The organism is Achromobacter xylosoxidans (assembly GCF_001457475.1).
In the GTDB taxonomy this organism is placed as follows: Bacteria; Pseudomonadota; Gammaproteobacteria; order Burkholderiales; family Burkholderiaceae_B; genus Achromobacter; species Achromobacter xylosoxidans.
Genome location: NZ_LN831029.1, coordinates 4,609,911 through 4,628,326 on the forward strand (window position 1 = coordinate 4,609,911; position 18,416 = coordinate 4,628,326).

Consider the following 18,416-nt stretch of genomic DNA (forward strand, 5'->3'; position numbering starts at 1 on the left):
CCGATATGGCGCGCCGCGCCGTGGCTCAGCGCAGGCTGTGCCCGATATCCTGCGCCAACTTGCGGCACTGGGCGGGCGTCATGCCGGAAAGCGTGATCCGCAGTCCATTGATGCCGCCCTGGACCCCGAAGGCGCCGCCATGCCGCACCAGCCAGCCCTTGCGCGCCAGCGCCAGGGCGACCGCCTGGTCGTCGGTATCCAGCGGCACCCAGAGATTGAGGCCGTCGCCGTTCTCCAGGCAGGGCAGCCCCTGCTCGCGCAATGCATCTTCCAGCTGCCGCCTGCGCGCGGCATAGTCCTGGCGCGCCCGCGCCATCTGGCTGGCCACCTGGGGCTGGCCCAGGGTCACTTCCACCATGTCCTGCAGCAGATGGCTGACCCAGCCGGTGCCCGAGGCCAGCCGCGTGCGCAATTGGCGCGAGGTGGCGGCATCGCTGGCGACCAGCGCCACCCGCACGTCCGGGCCCAGCGCCTTCGAGAAGGACCGGATCAGTGCCCAGCGCTGCGTCTGCGGCGCCAGCGCGCTGTGGTAAGCGGCCTCGGACAGCAAGGCGAAATGGTCATCCAGGATGACCATCACTTGCGGGTGCCGGGCCAGCACGCGCGCCAGGGCGCGCGCGCGCTTCGCGCTCAGCCCGCACCCGGTCGGATTGTGCGCCCGCGGCGTCAGGATGACGGCCCGTGCGCCCTTTTCCAGCGCCGCTTCCAGCGCCTGCGCCTGCATGCCTTCCGCGTCGACCGGCACCCCGACCGGCTGCAGGCCCGCAACCCGCAACATGTTGATGCTGCTGAGGAAACACGGGTCCTCGACCGCCACCCGGTCGCCGGACACCAGGTAGGAACCCAGCAGGCGCTCGATGGCGTCGACCGCGCCATGCGTCAGGTTGATCTCGAACGCGGCCGGGCAGTCCGGCGTGAACCAGCCCCGGGCGTAGTCTTCCAGGCCCGGGTTGACGGTGGCTTCGCCGTACAGCCGGGGCACGTACGGACGCGCGGCGAATGCCGCGGTCAGGTCGGGCAGCCAGGCCGGATCCGGATTGCCGCTGGCCAGGTCCGCCAGCGGCGTATCCGCCTGCGCGCCCTCCTGTTCCCGGGGACCGGACGGGTCGCGGATGATCGTCCCCAGGCGCCCCTGGGTCAAGGCGATCCCCGCCGTCGCCAGCCGCTTATAGGCGGCGGCGACCGTGTTGCGGTTGACGTCCAGCTCGATCGCCAGGTCGCGCACTGGCGGCAGCGCCTGCCCCGCCCGCAACGATCCGGATTGCAGCAGGCCGCGCACGCTCTCGAAGATCTCCGCGGCGGTCTTTCCTTGTATTTTCATATGGGCCTGGGTCAATACCGGCAAGGGCGCTGACATAACGATGGCGCCATGAAGTCAATGCGCCAGTTTGACATGATTGCCTTGCCGGCGAAAGCGCGCCCCCCGGCCGGCTACGCGACGCAGTCCACGTAGTAGCGCGGCTTGCCGCCCTCGTCGGGCAGTTCCACGAAACCGTGGATATCGGTGCCGAACCCCGGGCATTCGCGGTTCAGCTCGCGCGAGAATTTCAGGTACTCGACAATCGTGCGGTTGAAGACCTCGCCGGGGATCAGCAGGGGAATGCCGGGCGGATACGGCGTGATCAGGTTGGTGGTGATCCGGCCTTCGAGATGGTCGACCTCCACCCGCTCGGTGCGCCCCTGGGCGATGCAGGCGTAGGCGTCGCTGGGTTTCATCGCGGGCGTCACGTCGGCCAGGTACATGCGCGTGGTCAGGCGGGCGATATCGTGGGCGGCATAGGTCTCGTGCACGGACTGGCATACGTCGCGCAATCCCCGGTTTTCATAGCGCGGGTGTTTCGCGCAGAAATCCGGCAGCACCCGCCACATCGGCTGGTTGCGCTCGTAATCCTCCTTGAACTGCTGCAACGCCGTCACCAGCGAGATCCAGCGGCCCTTGGTGATGCCGATGGTGAACATGATGAAGAAGCTGTACAGGCCGGTCTTCTCGACAATGACGCCGTGCTCGGCCAGGAACTTGCTGACGATCGCCGCCGGAATGCCCTCGGCGGCGAAATTGCCGGCCAGGTCCAGGCCCGGCGTCACGATGGTGGACTTGATCGGATCCAGCATGTTGAAGCCGTCGGCCAGGGGCCCGAACCCATGCCAGTCCTGTCCGTCGCCCTCGTCGCGGATGATCCAATCCTCGGCCGGGCCGATGCCTTCCGGCGCCAGGGCGTCGGGTCCCCACACCTTGAACCACCAATCGTGCGCGGCCAGATGCGAACCGACCTCGCGCATCGCGCGCCGGAAATCCATGGCCTCGGCGATGCTTTCCTCCACCAGCACCGTGCCGCCCGGCGGCTCCATCATCGAGGCCGCCACGTCGCAGCTGGCGATGATGGCGTACTGCGGACTGGTGCTGGTGTGCATCAGGTAGGCCTCGTTGAAAAGGTGGCGGTCCAGCTTGCGTGTCATCGAATCCTGCACCAGGACATGGCTGGCCTGGCTGATCCCCGCCAGGAGTTTGTGCGTGGACTGGGTCGAATACACCATCGAGCGGCTCGGCCGCGGCCGCCGCCGGCCCATGCAGTGGTAGGCGCCATAGAACGGGTGGAACACCGCGTGCGGCATCCAGGCCTCGTCGAAATGCAGCACATCCACATAGCCGTCGAGCGCGGCCTTGATCGTCTCAGTATGGTAGATGATGCCATCATAGGTGGACTGGGTCAGCGCCAGGATGCGCGGACGCGCCTGCTCCGGGTCGACGTGGCGCAGCAATGGGTGGGCTCGGATCCTGTCCTTGATGGCCTGGACGTCGAATTCGCCGCGCGGGATCGGCCCAATGATGCCGAAGTGATTGCGCGTCGGACGCAGGAACACGGGAATGGCGCCCGTCATGATGATGCTGTGCAGGATGGACTTGTGGCAGTTGCGGTCGACGACGACCACATCGCCCGGAGCCACCGTGTGATGCCACACGATCTTGTTGCTGGTGCTGGTGCCATTGGTCACGAAAAAGCAATGGTCGGCGTTGAAGATGCGGGCCGCGTTGCGCTCGCTCGCGCCGATGGCGCCGTTGTGGTCCAGCAATTGCCCCAGTTCCTCGACCGCGTTGCACACGTCCGCGCGCAGCATGTTCTCGCCGAAGAACTGGTGGAACATCTGCCCGACCGGGCTTTTCAGGAAGGCCACGCCGCCGGAATGCCCGGGGCAGTGCCAGGAATACGAGCCATCCTCGGCATAGTCCAGCAACGCCTTCAGGAACGGCGGCTTGACGCCTTCCAGGTAGGCGCGGGCCTCGCGCACCAGGTGGCGGGCAACGAACTCCGGCGTGTCCTCGAACATATGGATGACGCCCTGGAGCTGGCGCAGGATGTCGTTCGGGAGATGGCGCGCCGTCTGGGTCTCCCCGTAGACGTAGATCGGCACGTCGGCATTGCGGCGTCGCACCTCGCCGATGAATTCCCGCAGCGCCAGCAAGGCCGGCGCCAGGCCTTCGCCATGCGTCAGTTCCTCGTCGTCGATCGACAGGATGAAGGCGCTGGCCCGGCTCTGCTGCTGCGCGAACTGGCTGAGATCGCCATAGCTGGTGGTGCCGAGCACCTCGAAACCCTGCGCCTTGATTGCTTCGGCCAGCACCCGGATGCTCAGGCCGGAGGTGTTCTCGGAACGGAAGTCTTCGTCAATGATGACGATAGGAAATTGAAACAGCATCGTTGTCCTCGATCGATGGATGGCCGCCCGCGGGGCAGCCCGGCTTCAAGGACAACGGCGCAGCGCCACGGCAATCCTCACGGCGCGATGCGATGCAGGTTTTCCGCTTGCCTTTGTTTTGTCCTATGACATAATTATATCCACGTCAGGACAAACCAGGACGTAACGGCGCGGTGGCAGAGTGGTCATGCGATGGATTGCAAATCCGTCCAGGTTGGTTCGATTCCAGCCCGCGCCTCCAGGCCATTGGGGGCCGCGCGCGGCAGCGGCGGGGCCGCTAGGCGGCGCGCGGTTCGCGCGTCTTGGCGACGGCCACCGAGAGCGTGGCGGGCAAGGCCACGCCATTCTTGACGGCCAGGATCTCGGCCATGACGCTGACGGCGATCTCCGCCGGCGTGCGGCTGCCGATGTAAAGGCCCACCGGCGCCCGCAGGCGCTTGAGCGATTCCTCGGTCTCGTCGAAATGCTCGATCAGCCGCTGGCGGCGCAGGTCGGTGTTGCGCCGCGAGCCGATCGCGCCGACATAGAAGGCCGGGCTGTGCAGCGCCTCCAGCAACGCCAGGTCGTCCAGCTTGGGATCGTGGCTCAGCGCCACGATGCAGGTGCGCGTGTCCGGACGCATGGCGCGCACGGCATCATCGGGCATCTCGGTGGTCAGGCGCACGCCCTGCACCGACCAGGCGCCCAGGTGCTCGACGCGCGGATCGCAAAGCGTGACCGCGAAATCGTTGAACAGCGCCATGGTCGCGACGTACTCGGCCAGCGCGCCGGCGCCGATGAGCAGCATGCGGTACTGCGGCCCCAGCGTGCTGGACAGGGTGGCGCCATCGAAATGCAGGGCCTGCGGCGCCGAAGCCGGCGCCTGCGTCACCGCGCCCGTCGCGCAGTCGACGCTGCGCCGGACCAGCTGCCCGGATTCCAGCTGCCGCACCAGCGTGTCCAGCGCGGCGACGTCGGGATCGAACTCCAGCAGCAGTTCCAGGGTGCCGCCGCAAGGCAGGCCGAAGCGGTGCGCATCGTCGGCGTGGACGCCATAGCGCACCAGTTCCGGCGTCGCATGCGGCATGCCCGCGCCGCCGTGGGCGCGGGTATAGCGCAGCACCAGATCGTCCTCGATGCAGCCGCCCGAAACCGAGCCGACGCAGCGGCCGTCCTCGCGCAGCGCCATCATCGAACCCGTCGGGCGCGGCGACGATCCCCAGGTGCGCGCCACCGTGGCCAGCAACACCCGCTCTCCCGCCATGGCCCAGTCGCGCGCGGCGCGCAACACGCGTACATCCACACTTTCCATTCAGTCCGCTCCTTGCAGGGACTGGCGGGCGGCAAGCAGCGACTCGGCCCGCGCCAGGTCTTCCAATGTATCGATATCGGCCACGATGCCCGGATCGTCCAGGGCCAGCGCCAACACCTCGCCGGCCTGCCGGCGCGCCGCCACCACCGCGGCGGCGCCCTTGTCTCCGGAGAGCCGCGCCAGGGCCTCGTAGCAGGGCCGGCCAAAGCCGACCGGGTGGCCCTGCCGGCCATTCCAGAACGGCTGCACCACCGTGGCGGCCGCCAGGGCCCGCGCCACCCGGCGCAGGCTGTCGGCGCCGACCAGCGGCAGGTCGCCCGGCAGGATCAGCCAGCCCGCCGCCCGCGGCGTGGCGCGCACGCCGCGGGCGATGGAATCGCCCATGCCGGCCGCCGGATCGTCGCCGGGCAGCACCACATGGCAGGGCAGGCCCGACCGCGCCACCGTATCCCGCACCCGCTGCAACACCGCGATGCCGGCCAGGGGCGTATCGAGCTTGTGCCGGGCGCCGCCGGAGCGCGCAAAGCGCTCGCCCCGGCCGGCGGCCAGCACGATGACGACAGGTGTATCCATTGGCGGCATGGCGGAATCGGCTCTTTTCGCGGTGCGGTCTGCCCCGGTGGTCCTAAGCGACGCTGCGCACCGGCAGGCTGCGCACCCGCTTGCCGGTGGCGGCGAAGATGGCGTTGCACAGCGCCGGCGCCACCGGCGGCACCGGCGGCTCGCCCACGCCGCCTGGCGGCAGGGCATGGTCGTCGTTGACCAGGTGCGTGCGGATCACGCGCGGCGATGCATTATGGCGCAGGACTTCATAGTCGTAGAAGTTGTTCTGCTTGACGCGCCCCTTCTCGAAGGTGATCTCGCCCAGCAGCGCCAGGCTCAGGCCCATGATGGCGCCGCCTTCCATCTGCGCGCGGATGCGTTCGGGCTTGATCTGCGGGCCGCAGTCCAGCGCCATGTCCACGGCCACCACCCGCACTTCGCCCTTCTCGTCCACCGCCACCTCGACCACCGTGGCCGTGTAGCTCATGAAGCTGTAGCAGAACGCCAGGCCCAGGCCATGCCCCTTCGGCAGCTCGCGCCCCCACTTGGCGCCGCTGGCCGCCGCCTCGATCACCCCGCGCAGGCGGCCGGTGTCGTAGGGATAGCGTTCGGGCGATTCGCTGTAGTTCCAGGTGTCCGCCAGCGTGCCCGGATCGATGCGGCGGGCCGGGCCGATCAGGTCCAGCGCATACTGCTTGTGGTCCCGGCCGGCGCGGTGCGCCAGCTCGGCGATGAAGCATTGCGCCGCGAACGCATGCGGAATGTTGGCCACCGAACGGAACCAGCCGATGCGGGCGTGGGCGGCGACCTCGGCCGTTTCGACCCGCACGTTCGGAATCACGTAGGGCATGTTGATGGCCGACATGGCCGACTCGAACAACTGCTCGCCCTTGGCCCCCTCGGTGAACAGCGACGCGATGGTCGGCGCGGCGCTGCGGTGCAGCCAGGACTGCACCTTGCCGTCCTTGCCGACCACGGCCTCCAGGTGCTCGGCCGACACGGTATGCAGGTAGTCGTGGTGGATGTCGTCTTCGCGCGTCCACACCAGCTTGACCGGCGTGCCGGCGGGCATGGCCTGGGCCACGATGGCCGCCTCGTCGACATAGTCCGGCTTGGACTTGCGGCCAAAGCCGCCACCCAGCAGCAGCACGTGGACCTTGACGTTTTCGGGCTTGAGCTTGAGGCGCTTGGCCACCGCCTCCTGCGCGGCCGCCGGATTCTGCACCGAGGTCCAGACCTCGGCCGCGCCGTCCTGGATCCGCACCGTCGCCACCGGCGTCTCCATCGACGCATGCGCCAGGTGCGGCACGTGGTATTCCGCCATGAAGCGCTCGGTCTCGCCGGCCTTGGCCCAGGCCTGCGGCGCGTCGCCCTGGTCGCGCACCACCTTGCCCGGCTTGCGGCTGGCCTCGGTCAGCGTCTCGCGGTAGGCGACCGAGTCGTAGGCCGCGTTGGGGCCATCGTCCCATTCGATGGCGAGCGCGGCGCGGCCCTGCATCGCGGCCCAGGTATTGCTGGCCACCACCGCCACGCCTCCCAGCGGCTGGAAGGCGGGCGCGCCGGCCATGGCGGGAATCTCCACCACCTTCAGCACGCCAGGCACCGCCAGCGCCTTGGCGCTGTCCACGCGGCGCAGCTTGCCGCCCACCACCGGCGGGCGCGCCACCACGGCATAGACCATGCCGGGCAGGCGCATGTCCATGCCGTACATGGCCTCGCCCTTGCCGATGGCCTCCAGGTCGACCAGGCGCACCTCGTCCTTGCCGATATAGCGGAATTCGGCGCGGGTCTTGAGCTTGACCGCATCGCCCGCCGGCACCGGCAGCTTGGCGGCGTCGGCCGCCAGCTCGCCATAGCCCAGCCGCCGGCCGCTGGGCGCATGGACGACCTCGTGCTGCGTGGCGCGCACCTCGGCCAAGGGCACCGACCAGCGCGCGGCGGCCGCCGCTTCCAGCATCTGGCGGGCCGCGGCGCCCACGCGCCGCATCGGCATCAGGAAGTGGCGCACGCTGCGCGAGCCGTCCACGTTCTGGTTGCCATAGCGCGCTTCGTCGGCATCGGCCTGCACCACCCGCACCCGGTCCCAGGCCGCTTCCATCTCGTCGGCCACCACCATCGGCAGGCTGGTGCGCACCCCGGTGCCCATCTCGGCGCGATGCGCCACGATGGTCACGGTGCCGTCTGCCGCGATCGAGACAAACGCCAGCGGGTCGTCCACCGTGCCGCCCGGCATGGAATCGGCGCCATACTTTTTGGGCTCGTCGGCCGCCCACACCGCGCTCACCAGGCCATTGCCGGTCACCGCCAGGGTCAACGCGCCCAGGCCGCCCTTGAGGAAACCGCGCCGCGAAACCTGCATCGTGGTCGTCATCATTTGCCTCCCTGGGCCAGTTGCGCGGCCGCCTGCTGGATGGCGGCGCGGATGCGCGGATAGGTGCCGCAGCGGCAGATGTTGCCGCTCATGGCCTCGTCGATCTGCTGTTCGGTCGGCGCCGGCGTGGTCTTGAGCAGCCCCACCGCCGTCATGATCTGGCCGGCCTGGCAGTAGCCGCACTGCGCCACGTTGTTTTCCACCCAGGCGCGCTGCACGGTGCGCCCGACCGGGTCGGCCGCCATGCCTTCGATGGTGCTGATGGCCCGGCCCGCCGCGGCGGACACGGGCGTCACACAGGCGCGGGTCGGCTGCCCGTCCAGGTGCGTGGTACAGGCGCCGCACAGCGCCATGCCGCAGCCGAACTTGGTGCCGGTCATGCCGAGCTCGTCGCGCAGCACCCACAAGAGGGGCATATCGTCGGGAACGGAGACTTCCTTGGGCTGACCGTTGACTTGCAATCGTGTCATGGCGGGATCCTCATGGGGCGTGGCGGGTGGGGGAGCGGGCAAGGACGGTCCAGCGTGCCTGCCCACAAGCATTTTCCGCAATCGCGCCCATCGCTGGTAGCGCATTTCGCTGAATTTCTTGCCTGATCCTATGAGGGATTGATGACTTTGTGTGCAAGCCGTTCCCGGGCGAGTACAGTGCGCCCAGGAGGTTGCGGCCAACCATGACACTGACACCCGATGCGGCGGCGCATCATGACATTTCCTGCCAGGCGCTGGCGCGCGTCATCGGCGGACGGACCCCGGGGCCGGGCGACTTCGACACCGCCATTGCGGGGCTGGGCCTGTTCCGACGCGACGCGGTGGCGCCGGCCTGCGCCTGCCTGGTCGAACCCAGCATCGTCCTGGTCGTGCAGGGCGCCAAGCAGATGTGGATCGGCGGGCAGGCATTTCCCTACGATACCTCACGCTTCCTGATCACGTCACTGGACCTGCCCGGCGATTCGGAAGTCACCGCGGCGACGCCCGAGCGCCCCTGCCTGGGGCTGGCGCTGAAGCTGGACCTGCGCATCCTGGCCGAGCTCATCGCCCAGGGCGACACGCTGGCGCCGCGCGAACGCGCCCAGGGAATCGGTGTCGGCATCGGCACGGCAACCCCGACCATCCTGGCGCCGTTCACGCGCCTGCTGGCCCTGCTCGACGAACCCGACGCCATCCCCGTGCTGGCGCCGCTGGTGCTGCGTGAAATCCACTACCGCCTGTTGATGAGCGACCAGGCCGCCAGGCTGCGGCAGATCACCGCCGTGGATGGCCAGGGCCAGCGCATCGCGCGGGCGATCTCATGGCTGAAGCGGCACTACGCGCTGCCGTTGCGGGTGGAGGACCTGGCCGCGCGCGTGCAGATGAGCCCGCCGACGTTCCACCACCATTTCCGCCAGCTGACCGCCATGAGCCCGCTGCAGTACCAGAAGTGGCTGCGGCTGAACGAGGCGCGGCGGCTGATGCTGAACGAATACCTGGACGTGGCCAGCGCCGCGTTCAAGGTGGGGTACGAAAGCCCCTCGCAATTCAGCCGCGAGTACAGCCGCCTGTATGGCGTGCCGCCCAAGCGCGACATCGCGGCCCTGCGCGGACAGCCCGGCGCCAGCCCGGGGCCGGCCGGGCCCGCGCCCGCGGACGTCGTGGGAGCCTGAGCGGGCAGGCGCCGGCCGCGCCGGGTCCGGGCACGCCCCCCGCTCATCCCGCCCGGCCTGGCAGGCCCGCCAGCCGCGTCAGGGCCATCTCCAGGTCCGCGAAAGCGGGGCCGCCCAGGCAGAGCCGCACGCCCGCCCGGCGGTCCGCGGCATCGACCATCATGCTTTCCGGCGGCGTCAGGCGCACGCCCCTGTCGGCGGCGGCGGCCACGAAGCGCCGGGCCGCCGCGCTCGCCATCGGCAGCCAGGCATGATAGGCGTCGGCAGACAACGCCAGGGCATGCGTCCCGAGGATCGACGCGGCCAGGCCGGCGCGCCGCCGCGCCTCATGCAGCAAGTCGCGCTGCAATGCGGCGATCATGCCACTGGCCTGCCATTCCTGCACCACGGCACAGGCAAGCGCGGACGGCCCCGCTGGCAGGTCGCGCAACCGTTCCCGCGCCGCGTCGCGCAAGGCGGCGGGCAGCGCCAGCGCGCCGATCTGCAAACCCGGGCCGAGCGCCTTGGACATGCCATTGACGTGCAGGCAGAGGTCCGGCGCCAGGGCCGCCAACGGCGGCAGATGGGGCGCCGCCACCGAATAGACGCCGTCTTCGATGATCCATGCGCCCGCGCGGCGGCAAAGGTCGACGATGGCCCGCCGCCGCGCCGCGCCCATCGTCGCGGTCGTCGGATTGTGCAGGGTCGGGGTCAGGTAGACCGCCCGGCCCGCCGTTGCCGGGGTCGCCTCGAGCGCGGCGGCGAGCGATTGCGGCACCATGCCCTCGCCATCGATCTCGACGCCCCGCACACGGCAGCCCTGCCTCCGCGCCAGGGCCAGGGCGCCGGGATACGTGAGCCTCTCGGTCAGCAGCACCCCCCGCGGGCCGCAGGCCAGTTCGATGGCCAATGACAGCGCCTGGCGCGCGCCGCTGGTCAACACCAGGTGCGAGGCCTCCACGGGCAGGCCGACGGTTTCGAGCCAACGCGCCAGCGCGCGGCGGTGTTCCAGGTGGCCGCCCGGCGGCGCGTAGAGATTGAAATGGTCGGCGTCGATGCTGCGCGCGATGCCGGCCAGGGTGCGCGCCAGCACGCGCGCATCGAGGGCGGCCGGCGGGGCGTTGGAAGACAGGTCGATTACCGCGTCGCCCGGCGCCTGCCGGCTTGCGACGAACGTGCCGCGCCCCTGCACGCTGCGCGTCAGGCCGCGCCGCTCCAGCGACACATAGGCCTGGGTCACCGAACCCAGGCCGATGCGCAGCCGCTTGGCCAGGTCGCGGTGCGCCGGCAGGCGGTCGCCGCCGGCCAGCCGCCCTTCGACGATATCGTCGGCCAGCGCCAGCGCCAGGCGCTCGGCCGGGCTGGCCTCGATGTTCGCCAGGCGGGGAATCCAGGGCGATTGCAGCAGCATCCGGGCGGCCTCCAAAAATAAGCGTCACATGACACTTTTTGCTGTCTTCAATAGTGTAACGTTGATCCCGCAGTCTCCCGCCCGTTCGCTGCCGGATGCTCCGGCCGCGATGTCGGCCGGCCTGGAGGAACCCATGTTCAGCCACGTTACCGTCGGCACGCGCGATCTCGAACGCGCAGGCCGCTTCTATGATGCAGTGCTGTCCCCGCTCGGACTGCGCCGCCGCCCCGTCTCGCCCGATGGCGGCCCGGCGGCGCTGTGCTGGGTCGCGGCGCACGCCGCGCTGCCGCGCTTTTACGTCTACACCCCTTATGACGGCGAACCCACGAGCGCGGGCAACGGCGCCATGACGGCCTTTCTGGCGCCTTCGACGGGCGCGGTCGACGCGGCGCACGCCGCCGGCCTGGCGCACGGCGGCGCCGACGCAGGCGCCCCCGGGCCCCGCCCGCGCTACGGCAACGGCTATTACGGCGCCTACCTGCGCGATCCCGACGGCAACAAGATCCACATCGTCCACCGCGCCGACCTGCTGCCCTGAGGGCGCAAGGCGGTGTCTCACCCGGAGCAAGCCGGCATGAATGCCAGCCACCTCGCCATGGTCTATGGCACCTATCTGATCGCCACCGCCAGCCCGGGGCCCAGCACCATGGCCATCATGGCCACGGCAATGCGCGACGGCCGCGGTCCGGCCCTGGCGCTGGCGGCCGGCGTCGTCACGGGTTCGCTGTTCTGGGCGCTGCTGGCCGCCACCGGCATCGCCGCCGTGCTCAACGCCTATGCGCAGGCCCTGGCGCTTCTCAAGATCGCGGGCGGCCTTTACCTGTTGTACCTGGCCGCGCGCACGGGCCGATCCGCCTTGCGGCCGGCCGCGGCCTGCGCGGCGCCGCGCGCGGCGGGCAGCACTGGGCGACTCGGCGCCCGTTACCGCCAGGGCGTGTTCATGCACGTCGGCAATCCCAAGGCCATCATGGCCTGGACCGCCATCATCTCGCTCGGGATGGGTCCGGACGGCGCCGCCCACGAACTGCCGGCCATCGTGGGCGGCTGCGTGGCCCTGGGCGTGGGCGTGTTCGGCGGCTACGCGCTGCTGTTCTCGACCGCGTCGATGGCGGCCCTGTACGCGCGAGCGCGGCGCGCCATCGAAGGCGCGCTCGCCGCGGTGTTCGCCGCCGCGGGGCTGAAGCTGCTGTTCTGGCGCGGCTGAGCCCGCATGGATCGCCCTCCCCTGCCCGCGCCGCGCGGCGCGGCTTCCCTTTCATCGAACTGCGCACTGACATGATGCCTCTCACCGTCCATATGGTCGACGTCTTCGGCGCCGGCCCGCTTGCCGGCAATCCGGTCGCGGTCGTCAGCGGCGCCGACGCGCTGTCGACGTCCGACATGCAACGCCTGACGCGCTGGTTCAACCTGTCGGAGACCACGTTCCTGGTCGCGCCGACCCATCCGCAGGCCGACTACCGCGTCAGGATCTTCACGCTGGACCGCGAAATGCCCTTTGCCGGCCACCCCACGCTGGGCACCTGCCACGCGTGGCTGGCGGCACATGCGCCGCGCCACGATATCCACGTCATGCAGGAGTGCGGCGCCGGACTGGTGCGCATCCGGCGCGACCCGCGGCGGCTGGCCTTCGCCGCCCCGCCGCTGATCCGCGCGGGCGCGCCGGACGCGGACGAACTGGAGCAGGCGCGGCGGCTGCTGGGCATCGAGGCCCGCGACATCCTGGCCGCGGCCTGGGTCGACAACGGCCCGGGATGGCTGGGAATCCGGCTGGCGTCGGCGGAGAAGGTGCTCTCGCTCGAACCGGCCGGACGCTGGCCGACGCCGGTCGACATCGGCGTGATCGGCCCTCACGCGCCGGGCGGCGAGGCCGCATTCGAAGTGCGCGCGTTCTTTTCCGACCCGGCCGGCGCCATCGTCGAGGACCCGGTCACCGGCAGCCTGAACGCCGCGCTGGCGCAGTGGTTCTTCGCGCAGGGATGGATCGACCACGACTATGTCGCCGCCCAGGGCACGCGCCTGGGCCGGCGCGGCCGCGTCCATCTATCGCGTGACGACAGCGGCCAGGTCTGGGTCGGCGGCGACACCCGCATCCATGTGAGCGGCACGCTGCAGGCCGTTTGAGCGGTTGGGAGGGCCGGATCGATCGCGTTAGCATGGAAGCACCTGACAGCAAGCACCACAGGAGGCACCATGGAAAACACCAAATGGGATTTCCAGATCGAACGCCCGGTCCACGACGACGGCGCCTGGCGCATCGGGTACACCTTGATCTCCCCCGCCGCCGGTCCGGGCAGGGAACGCATCGCCATCGATGAACGCTTTGCGTCCGCCCAATCCGCCATCGACGAAGCGACCCGCCTGGCGCAGATCCACGTGGCGGACCTGAACGGCGACACCGCGACCTTCGACAAGCCGACCGCCGCCGAGCAGCCGTTCGGCAGGCATACGCGCTTCTGAGCCGGCGCCCCGCCGGACGCGGGAGCGGCGCTTGCTGGCAACGGGGCCTGGCCATCCGCGCCTTCCCGTTACCAGGAGCCCGCCATGCCCCATCCCGACTCGACGCCGCGCCTGCCACGCGCGGCGCCCCCTTCCCCCGCCGCGCCCGCGCCGCGCGCTCCCGCCGATTCGGAGGACGCCCGCGGCCAGGCGCCGGGCAACGCCGTGCCGGAAGAGGACATCGAACCGGCCGATGCCACCGCCGACGATCCGCATCCCGCGCAGGCCGGGCGCGCCGCCAACGCTCCCTGGCTGCGCCGGATGCGCGAGATCGACGCCGCCCGCCCCGGCTTTCCCGGCGAGCACCTGGCGGTGCTGGGCCTGGGCGTATGGCTCATGCGGCGCGGCATGCGCGGCGGCACGCCGCTGCGCCGCATGCTGCTGACCCTGGCCGGCACCACGCTGGTCGGCCGCGCCGCCAGCGGCACGGGCGGCATCGCGCGGGTGGCGCGCGTGCTGCGGCGGCTGGGCTGAACCACGGCCCGCTGCCGCCACGGGCATAGCGATTGCTGCGCCGCTTTGCGGAGCGCACTGCCGCGTTCCGCAAACAGGAGATTCACATGGTTCCCATCCAGATCTTGCGCGCAGCCCTGCTCGGCATCGCCTGCGTGATCGTGCTGCCCGGCTGCGCCGCGGAAGGCGGCCGCCGCAGCACCGGCCAATACACCGACGACGTGGCGGTGACGGCGCGGGTCCGCGAAGCCTTGATCCGCGCACCCGGCCTGCGATCCAACACCATCCAGGTCGAAACCTACCGCGGCACGGTGCAGCTGAGCGGCTTCGCCGACGACGAAGACAGCGCCGCGAACGCCATCGCGGCCGCGCGCCAGGTGCCCGGCGTGAACGAAGTGCGCAACAACATCCAGGTCCGCAAGCCGCAGTGAGGCGGCCCTTCATCCGGCAGGCGCCCGGCGGGAGAAGCGTCCGTGCATGATCCCCTGTTCGCGATCCTCTGGTATCTCATCCTGCCGCTGTGGCTGCTGGCGGGGTTCGCGGACTGGCTGTGCCATCGCGCCAGCCACATCGCGCAAACCGCCGGGCCGAAGGAATCGACGCTGCACCTGCTCATGTTCGGCGAGATCGGGGTTGGCTTGCTGGCCTGCCTGTTCCTGGAAATCAACGCGCTGGTGTTCGTGTTGCTGATCGTGATCTTTTTCCTGCACGAGGCCACCGCGTTGTGGGACGTTTCCTACGCCGTACGGCATCGACGCGTATCGCCGCTGGAGCAGCACGTGCACAGTTTCCTGGAGATCCTGCCCCTGGCGGCGGGCCTGATCGTGGCCGCGCGCCACTGGGACGCGTTCCTGTCGGTGTTCGGACTGGGAACGGTCGCCGCCGACTGGCGCTTGCGCCCCAGCCTGCCCACGGCTCCCGCCGGACACGTGGCGGCGTTGCTGCTTGCCTCTGTCTGCCTGGCGCTGGCGCCGTACGCGCAGGAATGGTGGCGCGCCTGGCGGGTGAAGCGGGCATAGGCCACGCCGCTCCCGGGAACGCCGGATGCTGTGCCGGCAAGCCCGAGGCTATCCCGCAAGGAGTCCGTCATGTCCGTCCCCTCCCGTATTCCCGACCCCATTGGCTCGCCCCCCGCCGGCCCCAGCGACTCGTCGGATTCTCCCAGCGATCTGCCGGCGTCATCGCCTCAAAGCGACAGCGACAGCGACGCCCAAGGCACCGGCGACCGGCCTGCCGCCGACCCCTTGACGCCGGAGGATGCCGGCAGCGATATCGCCCCCGACGGCGTGGTCGACGAAACCGGCGCCGGCGTGTCGCATGCGCCGCCGGACGCGGCGCGCAACGGGGGGCGTCCCGGCCCGGCGCCCGACGACGACGCGGCCTGAGGCGCGCCCTTGAACCATGCGCCGTCAAGCGATACCGGGGCATTGCGCCGCGGCGGTAAAAAATACCGCTGCCCCGTTGTGGTCCGCGTTGTGGTCCGCCCCCCGCCGCCGGGAACGCGGCTTGCTGCTGCCCAAGGCGGCCTGATGGGCTGGCCGTCATCGATGCTCGCCACCCCTTTCACGATGCCCTATCCAACTCCAGGAGAATTCCATGACCCTCCGCACCCTGACCACGGTTTCGCTGTTCGCGCTGTTCGCTCTCGGCGGCCCGCAAGCCGGCATGGCGCAGCAGGCCGTCCCATCCGCGCCGGCCCCGACCAAGCTGGACAGCGGCGATCGCGACTTTATGGAAAACGCCGCCCAGGCCGGCCACCTGGAAGTCGAGGGCAGCAAGCTGGCCCTGGAAAAGGCGCGCAGCGGCGAGGTGAAGACCTTCGCGCAGAAGATGATCGATGACCATGGCAAGGCCGGGCAGCAACTGGCCGCGCTGGCCAAGAGCAAGGGGTACGAAGTGCCCACCGAGCCTTCGCTGGTGCAGAAGGCGCGCCTGCAGGCGCTGGGCCTGCGCGACGAGGGCTTCGACAAGGCCTACGCCGACGAAATCGGCGTGGGCGCGCATGAAGATGCCGTCAAGCTGTTCGAAAAGGCGTCGAACGACGTCAAGGACCCCGACGTCAAGCAGTTCGCCATCCAGACGCTGCCCACCCTGCAACAGCACTTGCAGATGGCCAAGACCTTGAAACAGGCCACCGACAAGTAATGACCGCGACGGGTATGGCTGCCCGGGGGATCGTGCCATGGACCGTGATGAGTTGCTGGCGCGCATGTTGGCGACCTCCGTTTCCGACCGGCCCCTGGCCGATTGGCCGGAGGTCCTGTCCGACTACGCGCAAAGCCTGGCGGCACTGAAGGAAAAGCTGTCGCCACGGGAAATCGAGGCCCTGGTCCGCGCCGGCGCCGACTTCTACAGAACGCTGGCGCGGGCCGAGCAGTACCGGCAGGCGTCGGTATGGAGCAGCCCGCCATGAGCCACCCCAAGACGGCTTCGTCTTCGGTGCTGATCGGCAACGCGGTGGTGTCGCTGACGCCGCCGCGGGCGAGTTCAGGCGCCGCCCGGGTTGCCGCGGCCAATGCCGACCAGGCGCCCGCCGCCGCACCACTGCCCCTTGCCGTCGACCCGCCCCGGCGCCGCGCCCGACTGTCCTTGAGCCTGCGGCTGGCGCTGATGCTGTGGGCGCTGGGCGCGGCCCTGCTGGCCACGCTGACCCTGCTGTCGCGCCTGCCGGCCTGAACCGTGCTGGCGGCGCCGCGACCTGGCGCGGCCAGCCTCGCGGCATGCGCGCCAGGGCCGGCATTCGCCCGCCCCCGGCCGCCGCCTACCGCCCGAATTCGTTGCTCTTGCTGCCTCCCGAGCCCGCCCTGCCGCCGGGCAACCGGCCGTCAGGCGTCGGGTTGGCCGTGGACCCCTGGACCGTGCCCTGCCCCGGCGTGGGTTGGGTGGCGCCATCGGCCGGCGCGCCCTTCGGTATGGTGGGCGGCGGCGCGGACGGGTCGCCCTTGGACGGCCCGGGCGCGGCGTTGGGCGGCATGGGCGCGGGCGCCGGGGCGGGTTTGCCGGATTCCTGCGCCCCCTGTCCCGCGCCGCCGGTGGCCGGCTCGGCGGCGACGCGGGTCGCGACCGGCAGGCCGACCGCCATGCCCAGGGCCAGCGCCAGCGCCTGCAGGCGCTGGCCGCGATACGAATGATGTCTCATGATTTTCTCCTGGCCGTGCGCGAGGCAGGCGGGCGCGAAGGCAGCACGCAAGGCGATGCCGCGCGCCGATTCCGCCGCGATTCAGGGCTTGCTGCGCGCGCCGGCGCCGCGATTGCGCTGGCTTTGCTGGTCCTGGCCGGTGCCGATCTGCGAGGTATGGCCCGCCTTCTTCGAACGGTTCTGGGTATCCCTGTGGCTGGCCTGGCTCTCGCGCGGGGTATCGTCCAGGGAAGAATGGGTGTGGCTGTCTTTGGCTTTCATGGTGTGCCTCGTCTTTGCGGAGTGTGTCCGCCCCGGGGGAGGAATCCATCCGGGGGGTTCCCATCGGCAGCAAACGCCATGCCCGGCGGGCGTCATGGCGCGGCTGGCCGGCGCCAGCCTCAGGCCACGCCCGCCGCCGCGTCCGCGGCTGTTCGCAACGGCCCCGCGGCACCCCGGACGGCGCCGGCCTCGCTGGAAAAATACGCCACCGTGCGCGCCATGCCTTCGACCGGCGCGATGCGCGGCGTCCACCCGAGCCGCTCCCGCGCCAGCGAGATATCCGGGCAGCGGTGCGTCGGGTCGTCGACCGGCAGGTCGCGATGCACCAGCGGCACGTTGGCGCCCGTCAGGGTGCGGACCATGTCCGCCATTTCCAGCATCGTCAGTTCCGCGGGATTGCCCAGGTTCACCGGCCGCACGTCCGGCGGCACGCTTTCCATCAGGCGCACCAGGCCGTCGATCAAGTCGTCCACGTAGCAGAACGAACGGGTCTGCGTGCCATCGCCATAGATGGTCAGTGGCTTGCCGGCCAGCGCCTGGACGATGAAGTTCGACACGACGCGGCCGTCATCGGGCGACATGTGCGGTCCATAGGTATTGAAGATGCGCGCGATGCGCACGTCCACGCCTTCATGCGCGGCGTACTCCATGAAGATGGTCTCGGCGCAACGCTTGCCTTCGTCGTAGCAGGAGCGCGGCCCCACCGGGTTCACGTGGCCCCAATAACCTTCGCGCTGCGGATGCTCCAGCGGATCGCCATAGACTTCGCTGGTGGACGCCTGCAGCACGCGCGCGCCGCAGCGCCGCGCCAGCTCCAGCAATTGCATGGCGCCCAGCACGCAGGTGCGCAACGTCTTCAAGGGATCGGCCTGATAGTGCACCGGCGAAGCGGGGCATGCCAGGTTGTAGATGCGGTCGACCTGCACATCGGCGAGCGGCTCGACGATGTCGTGGCGCACCACGGCAAAGCGCGGATGGGCCGCCAGCATCGCCACATTGCGCGACCGCCCGGTCTGGAAGTTGTCGACGCACATCACCTCCCAGCCGTCGGCAAGCAGGCGCGCGCACAGGTTGGAGCCGAGGAATCCCGCGCCGCCCGCCACCAGGGCGCGCCCCTTTGGCAAATTCATCATG

The 18,416-nt window shown here is 70.3% G+C and carries 22 protein-coding genes and 1 tRNA gene; 13 read left to right on the top strand and 10 right to left on the bottom strand.

Features of this window, described 5'->3' with window-relative positions:
* Positions 1–25 precede the first annotated feature (25 nt).
* Positions 26–1,321 (bottom strand): MocR-like B6 salvage transcription factor PtsJ, encoded by a 1,296-nt coding sequence (gene ptsJ, locus AT699_RS20675; protein WP_047991338.1) that lies wholly within the window; start codon positions 1,319–1,321, stop codon positions 26–28.
* A 110-nt stretch (positions 1,322–1,431) separates the two neighbouring features.
* Positions 1,432–3,696, bottom strand: a complete 2,265-nt coding sequence (locus tag AT699_RS20680) for an Orn/Lys/Arg family decarboxylase (RefSeq protein ID WP_024069700.1) — start codon at positions 3,694–3,696, stop codon at positions 1,432–1,434.
* 167 nt (positions 3,697–3,863) lie between these two features.
* Between AT699_RS20680 and AT699_RS20685 the strand changes: the two genes are divergently transcribed.
* Positions 3,864–3,937, top strand: a tRNA-Cys gene (locus AT699_RS20685).
* A 36-nt stretch (positions 3,938–3,973) separates the two neighbouring features.
* Here AT699_RS20685 and AT699_RS20690 read toward each other — a convergent pair.
* Genes AT699_RS20690 through AT699_RS20705 form a run of 4 tightly spaced genes read right to left on the bottom strand, consistent with a single transcriptional unit; the run spans position 3,974 to position 8,371 of the window.
* On the bottom strand, positions 3,974–4,987 hold the full coding sequence (locus AT699_RS20690) for an XdhC family protein (RefSeq protein ID WP_024069702.1): 1,014 nt from the start codon (positions 4,985–4,987) through the stop codon (positions 3,974–3,976).
* Positions 4,988–5,560 (bottom strand): nucleotidyltransferase family protein, encoded by a 573-nt coding sequence (locus tag AT699_RS20695; protein WP_197602764.1) that lies wholly within the window; start codon positions 5,558–5,560, stop codon positions 4,988–4,990.
* Positions 5,561–5,612: 52 nt separating this feature from the next.
* Positions 5,613–7,901: a xanthine dehydrogenase family protein molybdopterin-binding subunit gene (locus AT699_RS20700; RefSeq protein WP_058207442.1), complete on the bottom strand. Its 2,289-nt coding sequence runs from the start codon at positions 7,899–7,901 to the stop codon at positions 5,613–5,615.
* On the bottom strand, positions 7,901–8,371 hold the full coding sequence (locus tag AT699_RS20705) for a (2Fe-2S)-binding protein (RefSeq protein WP_006385128.1): 471 nt from the start codon (positions 8,369–8,371) through the stop codon (positions 7,901–7,903). Before AT699_RS20705 ends, AT699_RS20700 begins: the two co-directional genes overlap by 1 nt.
* A 203-nt stretch (positions 8,372–8,574) precedes the next feature.
* Between AT699_RS20705 and AT699_RS20710 the strand changes: the two genes are divergently transcribed.
* Complete coding sequence (locus AT699_RS20710) at positions 8,575–9,543, top strand: AraC family transcriptional regulator (RefSeq protein WP_024069705.1); 969 nt, start codon at positions 8,575–8,577, stop codon at positions 9,541–9,543.
* A 43-nt stretch (positions 9,544–9,586) separates the two neighbouring features.
* Here AT699_RS20710 and AT699_RS20715 read toward each other — a convergent pair whose 3' ends face one another.
* Positions 9,587–10,933 (bottom strand): aminotransferase-like domain-containing protein, encoded by a 1,347-nt coding sequence (locus tag AT699_RS20715; protein ID WP_024069706.1) that lies wholly within the window; start codon positions 10,931–10,933, stop codon positions 9,587–9,589.
* Positions 10,934–11,066: 133 nt separating this feature from the next.
* Between AT699_RS20715 and AT699_RS20720 the strand changes: the two genes are divergently transcribed.
* From AT699_RS20720 to AT699_RS20770, 11 genes are all read left to right on the top strand, one after another.
* Positions 11,067–11,471 carry a VOC family protein gene (locus AT699_RS20720; protein ID WP_058207621.1) on the top strand — a complete coding sequence of 135 codons (405 nt, stop codon included), beginning with the start codon at positions 11,067–11,069 and terminating at the stop codon, positions 11,469–11,471.
* A 36-nt stretch (positions 11,472–11,507) separates the two neighbouring features.
* Positions 11,508–12,137 (top strand): LysE family translocator, encoded by a 630-nt coding sequence (locus AT699_RS20725; protein ID WP_024069708.1) that lies wholly within the window; start codon positions 11,508–11,510, stop codon positions 12,135–12,137.
* Between the two features lie 74 nt (positions 12,138–12,211).
* Positions 12,212–13,054, top strand: a complete 843-nt coding sequence (locus AT699_RS20730) for a PhzF family phenazine biosynthesis protein (RefSeq protein WP_054471904.1) — start codon at positions 12,212–12,214, stop codon at positions 13,052–13,054.
* Between the two features lie 69 nt (positions 13,055–13,123).
* A complete protein-coding gene (locus AT699_RS20735; RefSeq protein ID WP_006384599.1) occupies positions 13,124–13,390 on the top strand; it encodes a hypothetical protein in 267 nt (88 codons plus the stop codon).
* An 84-nt stretch (positions 13,391–13,474) separates the two neighbouring features.
* Positions 13,475–13,903: a hypothetical protein gene (locus tag AT699_RS32265; protein WP_020928698.1), complete on the top strand. Its 429-nt coding sequence runs from the start codon at positions 13,475–13,477 to the stop codon at positions 13,901–13,903.
* 86 nt (positions 13,904–13,989) lie between these two features.
* The gene (locus tag AT699_RS20745) at positions 13,990–14,313 is read left to right on the top strand and encodes a BON domain-containing protein (RefSeq protein ID WP_024069710.1); all 324 of its coding nucleotides are present in this window, start codon (positions 13,990–13,992) and stop codon (positions 14,311–14,313) included.
* A gap of 42 nt (positions 14,314–14,355) precedes the next feature.
* Positions 14,356–14,901: a hypothetical protein gene (locus AT699_RS20750; RefSeq protein WP_024069711.1), complete on the top strand. Its 546-nt coding sequence runs from the start codon at positions 14,356–14,358 to the stop codon at positions 14,899–14,901.
* A gap of 69 nt (positions 14,902–14,970) precedes the next feature.
* Entirely contained in the window at positions 14,971–15,267 is a 297-nt protein-coding gene (locus AT699_RS20755; RefSeq protein ID WP_049054761.1) for a hypothetical protein, read from the top strand.
* A gap of 211 nt (positions 15,268–15,478) precedes the next feature.
* Positions 15,479–16,027, top strand: a complete 549-nt coding sequence (locus AT699_RS20760; RefSeq protein WP_020928701.1) for a DUF4142 domain-containing protein — start codon at positions 15,479–15,481, stop codon at positions 16,025–16,027.
* A gap of 37 nt (positions 16,028–16,064) precedes the next feature.
* A complete protein-coding gene (locus AT699_RS20765) occupies positions 16,065–16,295 on the top strand; it encodes a hypothetical protein (RefSeq protein WP_006384560.1) in 231 nt (76 codons plus the stop codon).
* On the top strand, positions 16,292–16,558 hold the full coding sequence (locus AT699_RS20770) for a hypothetical protein (RefSeq protein ID WP_024069713.1): 267 nt from the start codon (positions 16,292–16,294) through the stop codon (positions 16,556–16,558). The genes AT699_RS20765 and AT699_RS20770 overlap by 4 nt, the downstream gene beginning before the upstream one ends.
* Positions 16,559–16,643: 85 nt before the next feature.
* On the opposite strand, the gene AT699_RS31680 is transcribed toward AT699_RS20770, so the two are convergent.
* The 3 genes from AT699_RS31680 to AT699_RS20785 all read right to left on the bottom strand — a co-directional run bounded on the left by AT699_RS31680 (position 16,644) and on the right by AT699_RS20785 (position 18,415).
* A complete protein-coding gene (locus AT699_RS31680) occupies positions 16,644–17,021 on the bottom strand; it encodes a hypothetical protein (RefSeq protein ID WP_024069714.1) in 378 nt (125 codons plus the stop codon).
* Between the two features lie 81 nt (positions 17,022–17,102).
* On the bottom strand, positions 17,103–17,282 hold the full coding sequence (locus AT699_RS20780; protein ID WP_020928704.1) for a hypothetical protein: 180 nt from the start codon (positions 17,280–17,282) through the stop codon (positions 17,103–17,105).
* A gap of 119 nt (positions 17,283–17,401) precedes the next feature.
* Positions 17,402–18,415, bottom strand: a complete 1,014-nt coding sequence (locus AT699_RS20785; protein ID WP_054485690.1) for a UDP-glucuronic acid decarboxylase family protein — start codon at positions 18,413–18,415, stop codon at positions 17,402–17,404.
* Position 18,416 lies beyond the last annotated feature (1 nt).